Source organism: Pseudomonas sp. Sample_21 (genome assembly GCF_004307525.1).
Classification (GTDB): Bacteria; Pseudomonadota; Gammaproteobacteria; order Pseudomonadales; family Pseudomonadaceae; genus Aquipseudomonas; species Aquipseudomonas atacamensis.
In genome coordinates this window covers 122,236-141,463 of the sequence record NZ_RCNZ01000035.1, presented here as the reverse complement: position 1 = coordinate 141,463, position 19,228 = coordinate 122,236, and the positions used below count along the sequence as shown (strand labels likewise).

General features: G+C 59.7%; 20 protein-coding genes and 1 tRNA gene. 16 read left to right on the top strand and 5 right to left on the bottom strand.

Features of this window, described 5'->3' with window-relative positions; all coding sequences use genetic code 11:
* Window positions 1–42: 42 nt before the first annotated feature.
* Both D8U71_RS04385 and D8U71_RS04380 read left to right on the top strand, forming a co-directional pair.
* Window positions 43–297 carry a succinate dehydrogenase assembly factor 2 gene (locus tag D8U71_RS04385; RefSeq protein WP_007911418.1) on the top strand — a complete coding sequence of 85 codons (255 nt, stop codon included), beginning with the start codon at window positions 43–45 and terminating at the stop codon, window positions 295–297.
* Window positions 281–733, top strand: a complete 453-nt coding sequence (locus tag D8U71_RS04380) for a protein YgfX (RefSeq protein WP_125925294.1) — start codon at window positions 281–283, stop codon at window positions 731–733. The genes D8U71_RS04385 and D8U71_RS04380 overlap by 17 nt, the downstream gene beginning before the upstream one ends.
* On the opposite strand, the gene nadB is transcribed toward D8U71_RS04380, so the two are convergent.
* Window positions 702–2,318 (bottom strand): L-aspartate oxidase, encoded by a 1,617-nt coding sequence (gene nadB, locus D8U71_RS04375; protein WP_125925295.1) that lies wholly within the window; start codon window positions 2,316–2,318, stop codon window positions 702–704. The genes D8U71_RS04380 and nadB overlap by 32 nt on opposite strands.
* Before the next feature lie 557 nt (window positions 2,319–2,875).
* Here nadB and rpoE point away from each other — a divergent pair.
* From rpoE to D8U71_RS04355, 4 genes are all read left to right on the top strand, one after another.
* Window positions 2,876–3,457 (top strand): RNA polymerase sigma factor RpoE, encoded by a 582-nt coding sequence (rpoE, locus tag D8U71_RS04370; protein ID WP_003172477.1) that lies wholly within the window; start codon window positions 2,876–2,878, stop codon window positions 3,455–3,457.
* A gap of 30 nt (window positions 3,458–3,487) precedes the next feature.
* A complete protein-coding gene (locus D8U71_RS04365; protein WP_008077804.1) occupies window positions 3,488–4,075 on the top strand; it encodes an RseA family anti-sigma factor in 588 nt (195 codons plus the stop codon).
* Window positions 4,076–4,083: 8 nt separating this feature from the next.
* Entirely contained in the window at window positions 4,084–5,049 is a 966-nt protein-coding gene (locus tag D8U71_RS04360; protein WP_016771272.1) for a MucB/RseB C-terminal domain-containing protein, read from the top strand.
* Window positions 5,050–5,257: 208 nt separating this feature from the next.
* Window positions 5,258–6,691 carry a DegQ family serine endoprotease gene (locus D8U71_RS04355; RefSeq protein WP_130887224.1) on the top strand — a complete coding sequence of 478 codons (1,434 nt, stop codon included), beginning with the start codon at window positions 5,258–5,260 and terminating at the stop codon, window positions 6,689–6,691.
* Window positions 6,692–6,773: 82 nt separating this feature from the next.
* On the opposite strand, the gene D8U71_RS04350 is transcribed toward D8U71_RS04355, so the two are convergent.
* Window positions 6,774–8,207, bottom strand: coding sequence for a M48 family metalloprotease (locus D8U71_RS04350; protein ID WP_024011999.1), 1,434 nt, complete (start codon window positions 8,205–8,207; stop codon window positions 6,774–6,776).
* 98 nt (window positions 8,208–8,305) lie between these two features.
* Between D8U71_RS04350 and D8U71_RS04345 the strand changes: the two genes are divergently transcribed.
* Together D8U71_RS04345 and D8U71_RS04340 are read left to right on the top strand one after the other, a co-directional pair.
* Window positions 8,306–8,545: a sulfurtransferase TusA family protein gene (locus tag D8U71_RS04345; RefSeq protein WP_016771269.1), complete on the top strand. Its 240-nt coding sequence runs from the start codon at window positions 8,306–8,308 to the stop codon at window positions 8,543–8,545.
* Window positions 8,546–8,576: 31 nt separating this feature from the next.
* Entirely contained in the window at window positions 8,577–9,647 is a 1,071-nt protein-coding gene (locus tag D8U71_RS04340; RefSeq protein ID WP_016771268.1) for an AI-2E family transporter, read from the top strand.
* 120 nt (window positions 9,648–9,767) lie between these two features.
* On the opposite strand, the gene D8U71_RS04335 is transcribed toward D8U71_RS04340, so the two are convergent.
* Both D8U71_RS04335 and D8U71_RS04330 read right to left on the bottom strand, forming a co-directional pair.
* Complete coding sequence (locus D8U71_RS04335) at window positions 9,768–10,241, bottom strand: peroxiredoxin (protein WP_041478861.1); 474 nt, start codon at window positions 10,239–10,241, stop codon at window positions 9,768–9,770.
* 10 nt (window positions 10,242–10,251) lie between these two features.
* A complete protein-coding gene (locus D8U71_RS04330; RefSeq protein ID WP_071174673.1) occupies window positions 10,252–10,812 on the bottom strand; it encodes a glycine cleavage system protein R in 561 nt (186 codons plus the stop codon).
* A gap of 328 nt (window positions 10,813–11,140) precedes the next feature.
* On the opposite strand from D8U71_RS04330, the gene dapA reads away from it, so the two are divergent.
* The 8 genes from dapA to D8U71_RS04285 all read left to right on the top strand — a co-directional run bounded on the left by dapA (window position 11,141) and on the right by D8U71_RS04285 (window position 18,022).
* Entirely contained in the window at window positions 11,141–12,019 is an 879-nt protein-coding gene (gene dapA, locus D8U71_RS04320) for a 4-hydroxy-tetrahydrodipicolinate synthase (protein ID WP_016771265.1), read from the top strand.
* A 17-nt stretch (window positions 12,020–12,036) separates the two neighbouring features.
* The gene (bamC, locus tag D8U71_RS04315) at window positions 12,037–13,152 is read left to right on the top strand and encodes an outer membrane protein assembly factor BamC (protein WP_016771264.1); all 1,116 of its coding nucleotides are present in this window, start codon (window positions 12,037–12,039) and stop codon (window positions 13,150–13,152) included.
* Between the two features lie 6 nt (window positions 13,153–13,158).
* Window positions 13,159–13,920: an MBL fold metallo-hydrolase gene (locus D8U71_RS04310; RefSeq protein ID WP_024012002.1), complete on the top strand. Its 762-nt coding sequence runs from the start codon at window positions 13,159–13,161 to the stop codon at window positions 13,918–13,920.
* A 28-nt stretch (window positions 13,921–13,948) separates the two neighbouring features.
* Entirely contained in the window at window positions 13,949–14,662 is a 714-nt protein-coding gene (gene purC / locus D8U71_RS04305; RefSeq protein ID WP_016771262.1) for a phosphoribosylaminoimidazolesuccinocarboxamide synthase, read from the top strand.
* A gap of 84 nt (window positions 14,663–14,746) precedes the next feature.
* A tRNA-Ser gene (locus D8U71_RS04300) sits at window positions 14,747–14,836 on the top strand.
* 120 nt (window positions 14,837–14,956) lie between these two features.
* Window positions 14,957–16,312 (top strand): chromate efflux transporter, encoded by a 1,356-nt coding sequence (gene chrA / locus D8U71_RS04295; protein WP_130887223.1) that lies wholly within the window; start codon window positions 14,957–14,959, stop codon window positions 16,310–16,312.
* A gap of 238 nt (window positions 16,313–16,550) precedes the next feature.
* Window positions 16,551–17,435 (top strand): manganese catalase family protein, encoded by an 885-nt coding sequence (locus tag D8U71_RS04290; RefSeq protein ID WP_125925300.1) that lies wholly within the window; start codon window positions 16,551–16,553, stop codon window positions 17,433–17,435.
* Window positions 17,436–17,512: 77 nt separating this feature from the next.
* The gene (locus D8U71_RS04285; protein ID WP_024012005.1) at window positions 17,513–18,022 is read left to right on the top strand and encodes a DUF892 family protein; all 510 of its coding nucleotides are present in this window, start codon (window positions 17,513–17,515) and stop codon (window positions 18,020–18,022) included.
* A gap of 48 nt (window positions 18,023–18,070) precedes the next feature.
* Here the strand turns inward: D8U71_RS04285 and D8U71_RS04280 are convergent, their stop codons facing one another.
* Window positions 18,071–19,060 (bottom strand): ribonuclease Z, encoded by a 990-nt coding sequence (locus tag D8U71_RS04280; protein ID WP_122700043.1) that lies wholly within the window; start codon window positions 19,058–19,060, stop codon window positions 18,071–18,073.
* Between the last annotated feature and the right edge of the window lie 168 nt (window positions 19,061–19,228).

Genomic DNA, 19,228 nt, shown 5'->3' with positions numbered 1-19,228 from the left:
CGCCGGGGCTGTATACTGCCCGGCAAATTCGAGGAGGGCTCCATGGTCGAACAAGTTGAACTGAATCGCCTCTTTTGGCACAGCCGTCGCGGCATGCTTGAGCTTGACGTGCTGCTGGTGCCGTTCGTGCAGGAGGTTTACGCGACGTTGAATCAAGTGGATCGCGATCTGTACGTGCGTTTGCTGACCTGTGAGGATCAGGACATGTTCGGCTGGTTCATGGAGCGCAGCGAGTCGGAAGATCCGGAGCTGCAACGCATGGTCCGGATGATTCTGGATCGTGTCCAGCCCAAGTAATACGTTCGAATGCCGCTGGCATGCCTCACGGCAGTTGCTGGCGGCGTATCTGCTGGCCCAGGCGTTCGCCATGGGTTCGCTGTGTCTGCTGTCGATTCCGCTCTGGGCCAGTCTGCTCGGCGCTTGCGCCTGTGCGCTGCACGGTTTTTGGATGCTGCCACGGCAGATTCTGCTGAGTCATCCGAAAGCATTTTGCGGGTTGCGGCGCGACGGCGATGGCTGGCAGGTGTGGAATCAGGCTGATGGCTGGCAGGCTGCGCAGTTACGACCGGACAGTCTGGCGCTGCCATTGATCGTAGTGCTGCGCTTTCGCCTGCGCGGAGAGTGGCGGGTCAGGTCAATCTGCGTGCCACGTGACTCGCAAGCGGCGGATCTGCACCGACGCCTGCGAGTGCGGCTCAAGTTCAGCCGGCGTAGGTGGGCGGCACCAGAATAGTGTCGAGCGCTTCGGGCAGCATATCCGGATAGTCGAGGGTGTAATGCAGCCCGCGACTTTCCTTGCGTTCCATGGCTGAGCTGATCATCAATTCGGCAACCTGTGCCAGGTTGCGCAACTCGATCAGGTCACGGCTGACTTTATAGTTGCTGTAAAACTCATCGATCTCATCCAGCAGCAGACGCACCCGGTGCTGCGCCCGTTGCAGGCGTTTGTTGGTGCGCACGATGCCGACGTAGTCCCACATGAATCGGCGCAATTCGTCCCAGTTGTGCGCGATGATCACGTCTTCATCCGAGTCGGTCACCTGACTGGCGTCCCAGACGGGCAGGGCGCTTGGTGCCGCGACGTCATCGAGTTGCGCAAGAATGTCCGCCGCTGCCGAACGGGCATAAACGAAGCATTCCAGAAGTGAGTTGCTGGCCATGCGATTGGCGCCGTGCAGGCCGGTGAAGCTGGTTTCGCCGATGGCGTAGAGGCCGGGTACATCGGTGCGACCGTGCTGATCAACCATCACCCCGCCACAGGTGTAGTGCGCGGCGGGGACCACCGGGATCGGTTGTTTGGTGATGTCGATGCCGAAGCCCAGGCAGCGCTCATAAACAGTCGGGAAGTGGCTTTTGACGAACGATTCAGGCTTGTGGCTGATGTCGAGATATACGCAGTCGACACCCAGACGCTTCATTTCATGGTCGATGGCCCGCGCGACAATGTCACGAGGCGCCAGCTCGGCACGTTTATCGAAGCGATACATGAAGCGCTCGCCGTTGGGCAGCTTCAAATGCGCGCCTTCGCCACGCAACGCTTCAGTGATCAGGAAACTCTTGGCTTGCGGGTGATACAGGCAGGTCGGGTGGAACTGGTTGAATTCCAGATTGGCTACGCGGCAGCCGGAGCGCCAAGCCATGGCGATGCCGTCACCGCAGGCGCCGTCGGGGTTGCTGGTATAAAGGTAGACCTTGGCTGCGCCGCCTGAAGCCAGAATCACGAAGCGTGCGCCGTAGGTGTCGACTTCGCCGGTGGCGCGGTTCAGCACGTAAGCGCCCAGGCAACGATCGCCTTCCATGCCCAAGCGGCGTTCGGTGATCAAATCGACGGCGACGCGCTGTTCCAGCAATTCGATGTTATCGCGCTCTTTGGCCTGGGCCAGCAAGGTCTTGAAGATCGCAGCGCCGGTGGCGTCGGCAGCATGGATAATCCGTCGATGGCTGTGGCCACCTTCGCGGGTCAGGTGAAATTCGAAACCACCGTCTTCAGTGCCGGACTGTTCGTCGCGGGTGAACGGCACGCCCTGGTCAATCAGCCATTGAATGGCTTCGCGGCTGTGCTCGACGGTGAAGCGTACGGCGTCTTCATGGCACAAGCCGCCGCCCGCATTTAGGGTGTCGTCGACATGGGATTCGACAGTGTCGGTATCGTCGAGCACCGCAGCGACGCCGCCTTGGGCCCAGAAGGTCGAACCGTTGGCGAGATCGCCTTTGCTCAATACGGCAATGCGCAGATGACCGGGCAAGGTCAAAGCGAGAGTTAAACCGGCAGCACCGCTGCCAATCACCAGAACATCGTGTTGGAACTGTTGGCTCATTTCAGGATTCCGCTCAAAGCGACCCGGGTCGGGGTTGGCGCAAGACAGCTGGATCGGCGAGTCAAGACAGCCACACAGCCCACTAGTATATAGAGGGGTTGGGCGGCACAATAGCCGGGCCCAGATGGCATTGTGAGACTACTGCGCAGTAAAAAGCGCTGTGCTTCGTCGGAAGTTTTTTTCATCGGTTTTGAAAAATGACACCTGTATCGGCGCTGAAACAGTCTTTTCCGAGCAGGGTTGCGCAATGTCAGGTGGGTACGGCTATAAATAATTGGAACTTTTGCCAAAGGCCCAAGATCAATAGACGGTGCCAGAAACCAGGGACAGTGTCGGCTTCAGTGCGGAATCTGCGTTTGGATTCCTGCCGGCGAAACCGATAACAAGATTATTCGCGCAGCCGGTTTATCCCGCGCTGCGTTTTTCGTGCGTGCCAAATCAGAGCCCGCAGGAAACTTGCTTGGAGGGGGAGAACTTTTGCGAAAAGCCCGAGTCTATGTTTGCAAGTCTGGTCGTTTAGTAATGCAAGTCTCCTCCGGGCTTATCGAGGAGTGTTCATGCTAACCCAGGAAGAGGATCAGCAGCTGGTCGAACGCGTACAGCGTGGCGACAAGCGAGCTTTCGATCTGCTGGTGCTGAAATATCAGCACAAAATTCTCGGGTTGATCGTGCGTTTTGTGCACGACACCCATGAAGCCCAGGACGTTGCTCAGGAAGCCTTTATCAAGGCGTATCGGGCACTTGGAAATTTCCGCGGTGACAGTGCGTTTTATACGTGGCTGTACCGTATTGCCATTAACACGGCAAAGAACTACCTGGTTTCCCGCGGCCGTCGGCCGCCGGATAGCGATGTAAGTTCGGAGGATGCAGAGTTCTACGATGGCGATCACGGCCTCAAGGATCTCGAATCACCAGAACGTGCATTGCTGCGGGATGAGATCGAAGGCACTGTCCATCGGACCATCCAGCAACTGCCAGAGGATTTGCGTACGGCTTTAACTTTACGTGAATTCGATGGTCTGAGTTACGAGGACATTGCGAGCGTCATGCAGTGTCCGGTGGGTACCGTGCGCTCCCGGATTTTCCGCGCTCGGGAGGCCATCGACAAAGCCCTGCAACCGTTGTTGCAGGAAAACTGAGACAGCGGCGACAGCCAAGAGAGGAACGCCATGAGTCGTGAAGCCCTGCAGGAATCGCTGTCCGCAGTGATGGATAACGAAGCGGACGAACTGGAATTGCGTCGAGTGCTCAGCGCACTGGATGATGTTGATACCCGTGAGACCTGGGCTCGTTACCAGATCGCTCGGGCAGCCATGCACAAGGATCTGCTGCTTCCGCGTCTGGATATCGCTGCGGCAGTGTCCGCTGCGCTGGAAGACGAAACGGCTCCGGCCAAAGTATCCCGCAGCCCATGGCGTAACCTGGGTCGCCTCGCTGTTGCCGCTTCGGTAACCGTGGCCGTTCTGGCCGGTGTTCGCCTGTACAACCAGGACGAAATCGCTGGTGTTGAGCTGGCGCAGCAGTCGAATCAGCCTACTCTGGCTACTCCACAGGTCAAGGGTCCGGCAGTTCTGGCTGGTTATAGCGAAAGCTCGGAAGCGACTGGCCCTATGGCCAACGGCGTTCTGCAAGGTCAGCCAGGCTGGCATGATCAGCGTCTGCCAGGCTACCTGCGTCAGCATGCTCAGCAGGCTGCACTCAAAGGAACTGAAAGCGCGCTGCCATACGCACGTGCCGCAAGCCTGGAAAACCGTTAAGGAGGATCATGCGCGCCATCCCTCTACTTTCGCTTCTGCTCAGTGGCTGGTTCATAGTTCCAGCCCACGCTGACGAGGCCCAGGACTGGTTGACCCGTCTGGGCCAGGCCGAGCAGCAGCAAAGCTTTCACGGTACTTTCGTTTACGAGCGCAACGGCAGTTTTTCCACGCACAACATCTGGCATCGCGTCCAGAATGGCCAGGTCCGCGAGCGGTTATTGCAGCTCGACGGTTCGGCTCAGGAAGTCGTGCGCATTGATGGACGTACTCAATGCGTCAGCGGCACCCTGATTGCGGGATTGGGTGATTCACCCAACGCTGCCGCCCGTGCGCTGGACCCCAAAAAGCTGAAGAATTGGTATGACCTTGCCGTCATTGGCAAGTCGCGCGTGGCCGGTCGTGATGCAGTGATCGTGTCGCTGACCCCTCGTGATCAGCACCGTTACGGCTTCGAGCTGCATCTGGACAAGAAAACCGGGCTGCCGCTCAAGTCGTTACTGTTGAACGACAAAGGGCAGTTGCTCGAGCGTTTCCAGTTCACCAGCCTCGACACGGATGAAATCCCGTCGGACAAGGACTTGTTGGCGGACCCGGATTGTAAGCCGATCAATATCGCAAGCGACAAGGCTTCTGCAGCTAAAACCGTGCAAAACTGGCGTTCGGACTGGCTCCCGCCAGGCTTTGAGCTGACCAGCAGCAGTTCGCACAAGGATGCGCAAACCAAGACCCAAGTCAGCAGCTTGATGTATGACGATGGTCTGGCGCGTTTCTCGGTGTTCCTTGAACCGTTGAATGGCGCAACGGTCACTGACACCCGCACTCAGTTGGGCCCGACCGTCGCGGTATCCCGTCGCCTGACCACGCCGCAAGGCGAAATGATGGTCACGGTGGTCGGCGAAATCCCGATTGGCACCGCCGAACGAATCGCTCTATCGATGCGTAACAACGATGGCGCTGCGACCAGCAAGCAGTGAGCTGATTTCAGTCATTTCCACTTCGTCGTCGAGACGTCGAAATGTTTGCTGAGCATTTTCATTTGCAAAAGCCCTGAAAATTTTTTATAGGTCAGAGCCTCACGGCTCTGGCCTTGTTTGTTGTTCCCGGAACAAAAATGCCGGTCTGTGGTTTCCGGTGTTCCTTTGCTCCATATCGCTTAACCCTGCTCGTCGTAACGGGAGCTGTATGTCGATACCAAGTTTGAAGTCTTACCTTTCCATCTTCGCCACCGTGCTGTTGCTCGGTCAGGCGGTGCCTGCAGCGCAAGCGGCCGATCTGCCTGATTTCACCCAATTGGTCGAACAAGCGTCGCCAGCGGTGGTGAACATCAGTACCACGCAGAAACTGCCGGACCGTCGGGTCAACCAGCAGATGCCGGATCTGGAAGGCCTGCCACCGATGCTGCGCGAATTCTTCGAGCGCGGCATGCCGCCTCAGCAGCGCTCGCCACGTGGCGATGGCCGCCAGCGTGAAGCGCAATCGCTGGGTTCGGGTTTCATCATTTCGCCGGATGGCTACATCCTCACCAACAACCACGTGATCGCCGATGCTGACGAAATCCTCGTCCGTCTGGCTGACCGCAGTGAGATGAAAGCCAAGCTGGTCGGCACCGATCCACGCTCTGACGTGGCGTTGCTGAAAATCGAAGGCAAGGATCTGCCGGTGCTCAAGCTCGGCAAGTCCCAGGACCTGAAGGCCGGCCAGTGGGTCGTCGCGATCGGTTCGCCATTCGGCTTTGACCACACCGTGACCCAAGGCATCGTCAGCGCCGTCGGTCGTAGCCTGCCAAACGAAAACTATGTGCCGTTCATTCAGACCGACGTGCCGATCAACCCGGGCAACTCCGGTGGCCCGCTGTTCAACCTGAACGGTGAAGTGGTCGGCATCAACTCGCAGATCTACACCCGCTCCGGTGGCTTCATGGGCGTGTCTTTCGCCATTCCGATCGACGTGGCGATGGATGTTTCCAATCAGCTCAAAAGCGGTGGCAAAGTCAGCCGCGGCTGGCTGGGCGTGGTCATTCAGGAAGTGAACAAGGATCTGGCCGAGTCGTTCGGTCTGGACAAGCCAGCTGGCGCGCTGGTAGCGCAGATCCAGGATGACGGCCCTGCGGCCAAGGGCGGCCTGCAGGTTGGCGACGTGATCCTGAGCATGAACGGTCAGCCGATCGTCATGTCCGCCGATCTGCCGCATCTGGTCGGCGCGCTGAAGGCTGGCGCCAAAGCCAATCTGGAAGTGATTCGTGAAGGCAAGCGCAAGAACGTCGAGCTGACCGTCGGCGCAATCCCGGACGAGGACAAGGAGCTGGCAGGTCTGCCGAAATCCGGCGCTGAAAGCAGCAGCAACCGCCTCGGTGTTGCGGTCGGTGAATTGACCGACGAGCAGAAGAAAACCTACGACCTCAAAGGTGGTGTGGTGATCAAGGAAGTGCAGGACGGTCCTGCGGCCCTGATCGGTCTGCAACCGGGTGACGTGATCACCCACCTGAACAATCAAGCCATCGGCTCGGCCAAGGAGTTCACCGACATCGCCAAGGCGTTGCCGAAGAACCGTTCGGTGTCGATGCGCGTGCTGCGTCAGGGCCGTGCCAGCTTCATCACCTTCAAACTGGCTGAATAAGCCAGCAGGCAGGTAAAAAGAAACCGCCTCGGAAAGAGGCGGTTTTTTTGTGTCTGCAGCTTTTGTCTTTGTCGGGAAAGACTCAGCCCATCATGTCCTTGACCATGCGCTCCTGCTCCATCAACTCGCGCTGGCGGGCATCGATGCGCGAGGACAGCGGGAAGTTGTTGCCCGCCTTGCGCTTGGCGAAGTCCAGCTGCTGAATGGCCTGGCGGTAATCGCCGACCAGTGCAAAATACTCGGCGCGCGCCTGATGCAGGCCGATGATGTTGCCCGACAAGCCGCGGGTTTCAGCAACCTGATACCAGACGTCCGGATCATCCGGGCGTGACTTGAGCAGGCTGTCGAGTGCCTTCTCGGCATCGGCAGCGCGATTCTGTTTCAACAGCAGATCGACGCGCACCTGATTCAGCGGGTAGTTGCCCGGGAACTGCGTAAGCATGCGGTCGACCCGTGACTGCGCATCGGGCAGACGATTGTTGGTGATGTCCAGATCGACCTGCGCGAGGTTGTAGATGATCTCGTTCGGCGACTTGGCCAACAATTGCTTGAGGTTCTCTCGCGCTTCGTTGAGCTGGCCGCCCTTGATCTGCGCGATGGCGAGGCCGTAACGCGCCACATCGTTTTTCGGGTTCTCATCAAGCAGGGCGCGGAAACGCTTGGCGCCCAGCCCCGGGGTTTCCTCGTAGATCAACTGCACCCGCGCGCGAATCAACTGGTAGCGCATGCTGTCTTCGATGCCGCCCGGTTTCGCCTGCTCGGCGCGGTTGCGAGTGTCGGCGATACGCGATTCGGTGACCGGGTGAGTCAGGAGGAATTCCGGCGGTTTGGCGTCAAAACGGTACTGGCGCATCAGGCGCTCGAACATGGTCGGCATCGAGCGCGGGTCGTAACCGGCCTTTTCCAGGTTGAGGATGCCGATGCGGTCCGCTTCCTGTTCGTTCTGCCGCGAGAAGCGCCGTTGTTCCTGCAACGCCGCAGCCTGGGTGCCGGCGATGGTGGCGATGCCGGCATCACCGCCGCCTGCCGCCGCGATGACGATACCCGCCAGCAACGCGGCCATCATCGGCACCTGCATTCTTTGTGAGGCTTCGACGCCTCGAGCGAAGTGACGTTGCGACAAGTGCGCCAGTTCGTGAGCGAGCACCGAGGCGTATTCACCTTCGGTCTGGGCGTTGAGGAACAGGCCGCCGTTGACCCCGACCACGCCGCCCGGCGCTGCGAAGGCGTTGAGTTGTGGGCTGTTGATCAGGATGAATTCCAGGCGGCGGTCGGAGACCTGGCTGGTCTCCACCAGCTTGTACACGCTGGATTCGACGTAATCCTTGAGCTGCGGATCGTTGAGCTGGGAAACCTGACTGCGCAGCATGGCCAGCCAGGCACGGCCGAGCTGGTATTCCTGTTGCGGCGAGACAATGGCAGAGCTGGCGTCGCCGAGTGACGGCAGATCGTCGGCAAAGCCTGGTGAGGCGAGCAGGCAAGCGAGCGTCAGCAGGGTAGGGCGCAGAAAAGTCATGCACAAAGCCTTGGAGGACAAAGACCTTACTGTAGCCGGACACCGAAGCCGCGACCAGATATTCTAGGCAGCTCGACAACCCGAACCGGAGTGACGCAATGACTGACGCTGTAGCCCATGACGTGGAACTGGACGCCAGTGGCCTGAACTGTCCGTTGCCGTTGCTCAAGGCAAAAATGGAACTCAACAAACTGCAAAGTGGCGCTGTGCTCAAGGTGATCGCTACCGATGCCGGCTCGCAACGCGACTTCCGTACCTTTGCCAAACTCGCCGGTCATGCGCTGTTGCGCGAAGAAGACGAGGCTGGCGTCTACCGTTACTGGTTGAAAAAAGCCTGAAGCGCCGCGCCTAAAATCGAAGGGATTATTGATGTTCAAAGTGTTACGCGACTGGATTCAGCGCTACTTCTCCGATGAAGAAGCGGTGGTGCTGGCAGTGCTGCTGTTTCTCGCCTTCACCGCCGTGCTTACCCTCGGCGGCATGCTTGCGCCGGTTCTGGCCGGGATGGTGCTGGCGTATCTGATGCAGGGCCTGGTAGTGACGCTCGAGCGGCTGCGTGTGCCCGGCGGGGTGGCCGTGGGGCTGGTGTTTGCGCTGTTCATGGGCGCGCTGATGCTGTTTATCGTCGTGGTGCTGCCATTGCTGTGGCATCAGTTGATCACCCTGTTCAACGAGTTGCCGGGCATGCTCGCCAAGTGGCAATCGCTGCTGCTTCTATTGCCCGAGCGCTATCCGCATCTGGTGTCTGACGAGCAAGTCCTGCAAGCGATCGAAGCGGCGCGGGGCGAGATTGGCAAGTTCGGTCAGTGGGCTCTGACTTTCTCATTGTCGAGTTTGCCACTGCTGGTGAACATCATGATCTACCTGGTGCTGGTGCCGATTCTGGTGTTCTTCTTCCTCAAGGATCGGGCGATGATCGGCGAGTGGGTGCGCGGCTATCTGCCTCGCGAGCGCGCGCTGATCACCCGCGTCGCCCAGGAAATGAACCGGCAGATCGCCAATTACATACGTGGCAAAGGCATCGAGATCGTGATTTGCGGCGGCGTGACCTACATCGCCTTCATCGCGCTGGGCCTGAACTACGCGGCGCTGCTGGCGTTGCTGGTCGGTTTGTCGGTGGTGGTGCCGTATGTCGGTGCGGTAGTGGTGACCGTACCGGTGCTGCTGATTGCGCTGTTCCAGTGGGGCTGGAGCGATCAGTTCATCTACCTGATGGCGGTCTACGGAATCATTCAGACGCTGGACGGCAACGTGCTGGTGCCGTTGCTGTTTTCGGAAGCAGTGAATCTGCATCCGGTGGCAATCATCTGCGCGGTGCTGTTGTTTGGTGGGTTGTGGGGATTCTGGGGTGTGTTCTTCGCGATCCCGCTGGCGACGCTGTTCAAGGCTGTGCTGGATGCGTGGCCTCGCAAGGAGCCGGTGGTGGCGCCGTTGCTTTAGCGGTTGATCCGGATTTTACAGAGAGGCTATTCGCAAGCAGGCTCGCTCCCACGGTGATTAGATTTCAATTGTGGGAGCGAGCCTGCTCGCGAAGGCGTCTTTACAGACGCAGCAAAAACATCAGGCTTTATTCAGAGCCTCAGCCGCCGCCAGCACGGCATCAACATGCCCCGGCACTTTCACGCCACGCCATTCCTGACGCAGCACACCGTCCTTATCAATCAGGAAAGTACTGCGATCAACGCCTAGGTATTCCTTGCCATACAGTTTTTTCAGCTTGATCACGTCGAACAACTGGCAAACCGCTTCGTCCTTGTCACTGATCAGTTCGAAGGGGAACTCCTGTTTGCCTTTGAAGTTTTCGTGCGACTTCAAACTGTCGCGGGAAATGCCGAAGACTTCGGTGTTGGCAGCCTTGAACGCCGCATATTGATCGCGAAAGCCCTGGCCCTGAGTGGTGCAGCCCGGGGTGCTGTCCTTCGGGTAGAAGTAGATCACCACTTGCTTGCCCTTGAGTTCGGACAGGCTGACGGTCTGCCCGCTGGTCGCAGGTGCGGTGAAATCCGCAACCGGTTGGTCGATGACAACGGCCATGAAAGCTTCCTTACATTGGGTTTTGTGGGCGCCAAGGCTCGATCAGGGCATCCAGGTTCATCGCGTCGGCGAAATCGAGGAACTGATCGCGCAGCCAGCTGATCTGGGTGTTGGCCGGCAGGGTCACGGTGAACGTGGCGTTGAGCATGGTGCCGCCGGTCTGTGGCGCCTGATAGGTGTCGCAGGTGAGGTTTTCCAGCTCGACGTTGTGGTCCATGAAGAACTGGCACAGCTCATTGATGATGTCCGGGCGATACGCCGAGCTGACGTAAGCCACGTAAGGCAGCGCTTGCGGGCGATTTTCCAGAGCGGCGCTGCGCACCACGTTGACGGTGAATGCGTGACGCTTGGCCAGCAATGGCAGGCTGCCTTCGAGGCGCGCGAGGGCGTCCCAGCTGCCGGAAATTTCCAGCACCAGGGCGCTGCACTCGCCGTGGCGGGTCAGGCGAGAGGTGACGACGGCGCAGCGGTTTTCATGGCTGGCGCGGCACAGGACGTTGGTCAGCTCCATGGGGTTGGCGCCGAGGGCACTGATGACAAGGAATTGTTCGCGAACTGTGGGGGTGGACATGCAGCATTCCTAAAGCGATGAGCGGTCGGTAGGTTGACGGGCATTGGCGGCCGGGAGTGCCTGTTCTGGCGGTCCGTATAAAGAGCCCCGGCCAGCGTTCGCGGCTCGCTCCGCTGTGCGGGAGCGCGTCGATGCGACGCAGGAACGGGGCCTGGGAGGCCGAAAGGAGAGGCTGAAACCCGGCGTACAAGCTGATCTGTACCGATCAAAGTCTGAAGGGTAGCGAAAAGCGGCGCCAAGGGGAATGGCGGCGGCGCAGTACTTCGCTTGTGCAAGCATCTTGGCGCCAGTACCATTACCGCTCTCTTTTTCCGGCAGGAGCGGTTTCATGATTGCGGGCAGTATGGTGGCACTGGTCACTCCCATGGATGCACAAGGGCGTCTTGACTGGGACAGCCTCAGCAAACTCGTGGACTTCCACCTCAAGAACGGCACCCATGCCATCGTCGCCGTCGGTACAACCGGCGAGTCGGCCACCCTTGATGTAGAAGAGCACATCGCCGTCATCAAAGCCGTGGTCAAACAGGTTGCCGGGCGCATTCCGGTCATCGCCGGCACCGGCGCCAATTCGACCCGCGAAGCCGTCGAGCTGACTCGCAACGCCAAGGCCGCCGGCGCCGATGCCTGCCTGCTGGTGGTTCCTTATTACAACAAGCCGACCCAGGAAGGCCTGTACCAGCACTTCAAGCACATCGCTGAAGCGGTCGACATTCCGCAGATTCTCTACAACGTTCCCGGCCGCACCTCCTGCGACATGCAGGCCGAGACGGTGATTCGCCTTTCCACCGTGCCGAACATCATCGGCATCAAGGAAGCCACCGGCGACCTCAAGCGCGCCAAAGCGATCATCGATGGCGTGAGCAAGGATTTCATCGTCCTGTCCGGCGATGATCCGACCGCTGTCGAGCTGATCCTGCTGGGCGGCAAAGGCAACATCTCGGTCACCGCCAACGTCGCCCCGCGCGAAATGGCTGACCTGTGCGAGGCCGCGCTCAAGGGCGACGCCGATACCGCACGCGCAATCAACGAAAAACTGATGCCGCTGCACAAGGACCTGTTCATCGAAGCCAACCCGATTCCGGTGAAGTGGGCTTTGGTCGAAATGGGCCTGATGCACGAAGGCATCCGCCTGCCACTGACCTGGCTGAGCACCCCTTGTCATGAAACGCTGCGCTCGGCCCTGCGCCAGTGCAACGTCCTGGTTTAATTGAGGAAGTACAACGCATGAAGCGAATGGCCGGACTTTCCGCACTTGCCTTGATTATCTCCAGCACCAGTGGCTGCGGATGGGTCTGGGGGCCGGAAGGTTATTTCCGCGACCGTGGAAGCGATTACCTGCAAGCGCAACAGACTGCACCGATGCAATTGCCACCGGATGTGAGCACTGCCAAACGTCTCGATCCGCTGTTGCCGATCCCGCGCAACGTGGCCGATGACACCGCGACGGGCGAATACGTCGTGCCGCGTCCTCAGCCGCTTTCGGCGGTTGCCGATGCCACGGATTACTCGCTGCAGAAGAGCGGTGATTCGCGTTGGGTCGTGGCCCAGCACCCGCCGGCCGAAGTCTGGCCAGTGGCGCTGCAGTTCTTCCAGGACAACGGTTTCCGTCTGGATGAACAGCGTCCGCAGACCGGTGAGTTCACCACCACCTGGCAGCACTCCGACGAGTTGTCCGCGTCGATGGCCAAGCGCCTGAGTGCGGCCGGTATCGCCAGCGACAGCGAAACCCGCGTGCGTGTGCGCATCGAGCCGGGTGTGCAGCGCAACACCAGTGAGATCTACGTGGTCAGCGCCGAGCGTCCTGCCGGCAGCACGGCCGACGTGGCTTTCACCAACCGTTCGGTCAACACTGGCCTGGACGCTGCGCTGGTCGACGACATGCTCGCGAGCATGAGCCGCACCTCCGAGAAGGGCGGTTCGGTGTCGATGCTGGCCTCGCGTGATTTCGATGCGCCGAGCCGTGTCAGCCTGAACGAAGACGGCAGCGGCAACCCGGTGTTGAACGTCGGTACCGATCTGGACCGCGCCTGGTCGAGCGTCGGCCGTGCGCTGGAACAGGGCGAATGGCGCGTTGAAGACATCAACCGCAGCCTGGGTCTGTACTACATCAACCTGGCCGAAAAAGCCGAGAAGAAAGACGACAAGCCTGGCTTCTTCAGCAGCCTGTTCGGCAGTGCGCCGAGCAAGGAAGAAGTCGAAGCCCGTGCCGAGCGCTATCAGGTTCGCCTGAGCAAGGTGGGAGAGAACATCCAGGTCACCGTCGAAAAGAACATCAACACCGTCGCGCCGGCCGATGTCGCGCGTAAAGTGTTGAGCGTGATTCAGGACAACCTGGGCTGATCCGATATGCGTTTTGCCGTTCTCGGCAGCGGTAGCCAAGGGAACGGCACGCTGATCGCCAGTGCTGATACGTACGTGCTGGTGGATTGTGGTTTTTCCCTGCGGGAAACCGAAAGACGTCTGTTGCGCCTGGGTGTTCACCCGGCGCAACTGAGCGCGATACTCGTGACCCACGAACATGCCGACCACGTGCATGGCGTGGGTTTACTGTCTCGGCGCTACAATCTGCCGGTCTACCTCAGTCGTGGCACGTTGCGCGGGATGCGCAAACCGCTTGAACCGGCAGGCTTTCTGGCCGGCGGCGAGCAACTGCAGATCGGCGCACTGAACGTCGGGGTCATTGCCGTGGCCCATGACGCGCAGGAGCCGACCCAGTACGTTTTCAGCGATCAGGAACAGCGGCGCTTCGGCCTGTTGACCGACCTGGGATCGTTCTGCGAGCGGGTGCTGGATGGCTATCGGGACCTCGATGCATTAATGATCGAGTCGAACCATTGCCGCGACATGCTGGCCCGTGGTCACTACCCGTACTTTCTCAAGCAACGGGTGGGCGGCGAACGCGGACATCTGAACAACCATCAGGCGGCATTCCTGGTGGCCGAGTTGGGCTGGCAGGGTTTGCAACACCTGGTGCTGGCCCATCTGAGCAGCAAGAACAACCTGCCGCAGCTGGCCCGGCAATGTTTTGTCGACACCCTCGGGTGCGACCCGGACTGGCTGCAACTGGCCGATCAAGATTCAGGGCTCGACTGGCGCCACATCGCCTAGCCCACCTACTTAGCAAGCGGAGCCCATCATGGAAAAACGTGAAGAACTCTACCGCGGCAAAGCCAAATCGGTTTACAAGACCGACGACGCTGACCGCTTGATCCTGCTGTTTCGCAACGACACTTCGGCGTTCGACGGCAAGCGCATCGAACAGCTTGATCGCAAAGGTATGGTGAACAACAAGTTCAACGCCTTCATCATGCAAAAACTCGAAGCGGCCGGCGTGCCGACCCAGTTCGACAAACTGCTGGGCGACAATGAATGCCTGGTGAAGAAGCTCGACATGATCCCGGTCGAATGCGTCGTGCGTAACTACGCCGCCGGCAGCCTGGTCAAGCGTCTGGGCGTCGAGGAGGGCATGAAGCTCAACCCGTACACCTTCGAACTGTTCTTGAAGGACGACGCCAAGGGCGACCCGTTCATCAACGAATCCCACGTCGTGGCATTCGGTTGGGGCACCGCCGAGCAACTGGCGCGCATGAAAGAACTGTCGCTCAAGGTCAACGAAGTCCTGAGCAAACTGTTCGACGACGCCGGCCTGCTGCTGGTCGATTTCAAGCTTGAATTCGGCGTGTTCAGCGACGGCTCCATCGTCCTCGGCGACGAGTTCAGCCCGGACGGCTGCCGTCTGTGGGACAAGGACACCAAGAAGAAGATGGACAAGGACCGCTTCCGCCAAGGCCTCGGTGACGTCATCGAAGCCTACGAAGAAGTCGCCGCTCGTCTGGGCGTACCGCTTTAATCGACGCAAGCATCTGATAGCACGGAAAAAATTTCGTTTGGGGGGTTCGCAACCAACGAAAGTGTTGTTATGATGCGCGCCGTTGGAGAGATGCCAGAGTGGCCGAATGGGACGGATTCGAAATCCGTTGTACCTTCACCGGTACCTAGGGTTCGAATCCCTATCTCTCCGCCATTATTGAACAAGACGAAGCCCCCGTAATCATTGATGATTACGGGGGTTTTTTCGTTTCTGGCGTTTCGTTCGTGAGGCTTTTCGGGTACAACCTGCCGACTGCATAAAAGGAACAGCTCGATGAGTGAAGTTCAGCCGTTGGTGAGTGATGACGACGTTAGGCCGCAGGCCGTGAGTCTGCGCGAGGCGTTCTGGTTCTGGTTGAAGCTGGGCTTCATCAGTTTCGGCGGGCCGGCCGGGCAGATTTCGATCATGCACCAGGAGTTGGTCGAGCGGCGGCGCTGGATTTCCGAGCGGCGTTTTCTGCATGCCTTGAACTATTGCATGTTGCTGCCCGGGCCTGAGGCGCAGCAGTTGGCGACTTACATTGGCTGGCTGATGCATCGGAGCTGGGGCGGGATTGTGGCCGGGGCGTTGTTTGTGTTGCCTTCGCTGTTCATCCTGATTTTCCTGTCGTGGCTCTATATCGCCTTCGGTGAAGTGCCGATGGTCGCCGGGCTGTTTTACGGGATCAAGCCTGCGGTGACGGCCATCGTCGTGCAGGCGGCGCATCGCATCGGTTCGCGGGCGCTGAAGAACAATTGGCTGTGGGCGATTGCGGCGGCGTCGTTTACGGCGATTTTTGCGTTCAATGTGCCGTTCCCGTTGATCGTGCTGGGTGCGGCGGTGATTGGCTATTTCGGCGGTCGACTGGCGCCGGAGAAATTCAGGGCCGGCGGGCATAGCGCAGCGAAGAAGTCTTTCGGCGCGGCGTTGATCGACGACGACACGCCAACCCCGGCCCATGCCCGTTTCAGCTGGACGAAACTGGCCACGCTCGCCGTGATTGGCGCCGCGCTGTGGGCGTTGCCGATGGGCGTGTTGACCGCGCTATTCGGCTGGCAGGGCACACTGACGCAGATGAGCTGGTTCTTCACCAAGGCAGCGCTGCTCACCTTCGGTGGAGCTTATGCGGTGCTGCCCTATGTCTATCAAGGTGCGGTCGGTCACTACGGCTGGCTGACCCCGACGCAGATGATCGACGGCTTGGCGCTGGGCGAAACCACACCGGGGCCGCTGATCATGGTGGTGGCGTTTGTCGGTTTTGTCGGGGCTTATGTGTCGCAGGTGTTCGGCGCCGATCAGGTGTTTTTCGCCGGAGCGGTCGCCGCCGCGCTGGTGACGTGGTTCACCTTTCTGCCTTCCTTCCTGTTCATCCTCGCCGGCGGTCCGCTAGTGGAGTCGACGCACGACGAACTCAAATTCACCGCCCCACTGACCGCGATCACCGCTGCGGTGGTTGGGGTGATTCTCAATCTGGCGTGTTTCTTCGGCTACCACGTGCTCTGGCCGCAAGGCTTCAGCGGCAGCCTGGATTGGCCGTCGGCGTTGATTGCGCTTGCCGCGGCCATTGCCCTGTTTCGCTTCAAGCGCGGAGTGATTCAGGTGTTGCTGGGCTGTGCGTTGGTTGGGTTGGTGGTGCATTTGCTGCGTTAGTGATCGCGGCGCCGGAAATCGAATCGCGCGCTGGAGACTCGATTCCGGCAATAAGTTCCGGTCATTCCAGTGCGAATATCCCCAGCGGTATAACCCCGTTTCGCTTGTTCGCGCGGTTCAAACCATTTGTCCTGTCGCCGCAAATTTTTTGAAATTTCCGCAACGACAATGCTTCACAAAAGGGTAGGCAAACTTTTACCCAGAACTTGCCACGCTTACCCGACTGAGGAGATTTGTCATGTTTCTACATAACAAGCGACTTCAATACACCGTTCGTGTCGCCGAGCCCAATCCGGGGCTGGCCAATCTGTTGCTCGAGCAGTTTGGCGGCGCACAAGGTGAACTGGCGGCGGCTTCGCGCTATTTCACTCAAGCCCTGGCCGAGGACGATCCGGGACGCAAGGACTTGCTGATGGATATCGCCACTGAAGAACTCAGCCATTTGGAAATCATTGGCTCGATCATCGTCATGCTCAACAAGGGCGCGAAAGGCCGGATGGCCGAAGGCGTCGAGCAGGAGGGCGAGCTGTATCGCTCGCTCAATGGCAACGGCAATGACTCGCACATCACCAGCCTGCTCTACGGTGCCGGTTCGCCGCTGACCAACTCTGCCGGTGTGCCATGGACGGCGGCGTACGTCGATACCATCGGTGAGCCGACCGCCGACATGCGTTCCAACATCGCTGCTGAGGCACGGGCGAAGATTGTTTATGAGCGCTTGATGAACGTGACCGATGACCCCGGCGTGAAAGAGGCTCTGGGCTTTCTGATGACCCGTGAGATCGCCCACCAGTTGTCGTTCGAAAAAGCCCTGCATTCGATTCAGCCAAACTTCCCGCAAGGCAAGCTGCCCGGCATGCCTGAGTTCACCAACGTCTACTTCAACATGTCGCAAGGCACCGAAAGCATGCGCGGCCCGTGGAATCAGGGCGACGATTGGGAGTTCGTCGAAACCCCGACGCCAGCGGTCGACGGCGGCGATGGCTTGGCCACCGTGCAACTGGACAGCGCCGACGAAGCGCTGCTGGAAAACATGAAGATGCGCACCATGTCCGACCCCAACAGCGAGCCGGTCACCGGTGCGGATCTGGGCTCCGGCGCGCAGGCCAAGCCTGGTTTGTAAGGCACGTGGGGCGCGCCGGACATCGAGCGGCGCGCCCCGGTTGATCACTGTGAAATCATCAAGAAGAGGACTCGACAATGGCTACTCCACAGGAAAACCTGCTCGACTGGCTGCGTGATGCCCATGCCATGGAGCAACAGGCCGAGCAAATGCTCAAGGCACAATCCAAGCGTCTGGAACATTACCCGCAGCTCAAGGCGCGCATCGATCAGCACATCGAAGAAACCCTCGGCCAGCAGAAACTCATCGACGAATGCCTGCAACGTCTGGGCGGTGAATCCTCGACGATGAAAGACCTGGGCGGCAAATTGATGGCGTTCGGTCAGGCTGTCGGCGGCTCCTTGATGAGCGATGAAGTGATCAAGGGCGCCATGGCCGGCTACGTTTTCGAGAACATGGAGGTCGCCAGCTATACCGTGCTGATCGCAGCGGCGAAAGCGGCGGGGGACACGCAGACGCAGAAGGCCTGCGAACAGATTCTGCCGCAGGAAGTGGCCATGGCTGAATGGCTGCTCAAGCATTTGCCGCAACTGACCGACGCGTTTCTGGAACGCTCGGCGGATCCGGACAAAGAAGCCAAGAAGTAACCCTTGCCACCGGCGTCCGCCTGCCAGACGGGCGGACGCGCTATCAAATTACGGTGCGACCTGCAGCGGCTTGCGCTCGATCTCCACCGGTTGCAAATGACCCAGCCGATCCAAGTGATAGCGTTGCAGATCCCGCGCCAGAATCAGGTGGCCGTCATACAGCGCCGCCGCTTCACTGCGCACATCTTCGATGGATGGACTCAGCGCCGGGTTGGCCTGATAGCGCGCGCTAAAGTGCGTCAGCACCAGGTTGCGCACCCCAGCGGATTCGGCGAAACCGGCGACAGCGGCGGCGCTACTGTGGCCGTAACTGGCTCGAGCGCGGTCGATTGCTGCCTGCACGAATGTCGCTTCATGCACCAGCACGTCCGCCGATTGCGCCACTTCTGCCAGCAGTGCCGGCCGATCGTTGTCGCCGCAGACGATGATGCGCCGATCAGGTCGCGCGCTCAGCAGATAGTCGCGAGCGTGCAGCATTCGCCCGTCAACCTCCACGTCCTGACCATGGGCCAACTGACCCCAGAGCGGGCCGCGTTCGATGCCTTCAGCGTCGAGTCGCTGCACGTCGAGACGCGGTTCCGGATCGGACTCGGTAAATACATAACCGTGACACGGCACACGGTGCGACAACTCGACGGTCTGCACCTGGACGTTGAGGTTGCGCCATTCGGTAAGCGTTTCCACGGCGTGCAGGTTGATCTCGAAGGGCAGATGCGATTGCGTCACCTCGAGGCTCATTCTCAGCCATGGCTGCAGCGCCGCCGGCAGAATAATGTCCAGCGGCCGCGTGCGTCCGGACATGCCGGTGCTCGCCAGCAGACCCGGCAAGCCCAGGCAGTGATCGGCGTGCACATGAGTGATGAAAATCGCCCGCAATTCACTCAGTGACAGCGGCGTGCGCAGCACCTGATGCTGAGTGCCTTCACCGCAATCGATCAGGTACCAGCCCTTGCCGGCAGAGGCGATCAATGCTGTTGCGCTGACGTTGCGCTGGCGGGTCGGCACGCCGGCAGACGTGCCCAGAAACAACAAATCCACGGTGGTTCTCCCTGGCGGATCGGATTTCAGATCTTGCGTGCAGTTCTCGGTGAGCTTTCGACAATCAGCGAGGCGATTCGGATCCATCGAAGTACCGGGACAATTCATCGGACACCCGCCGTTGCGGTGTGCGGCCTTGGCACTTCGCTCGCTGATGATGGTCACAGC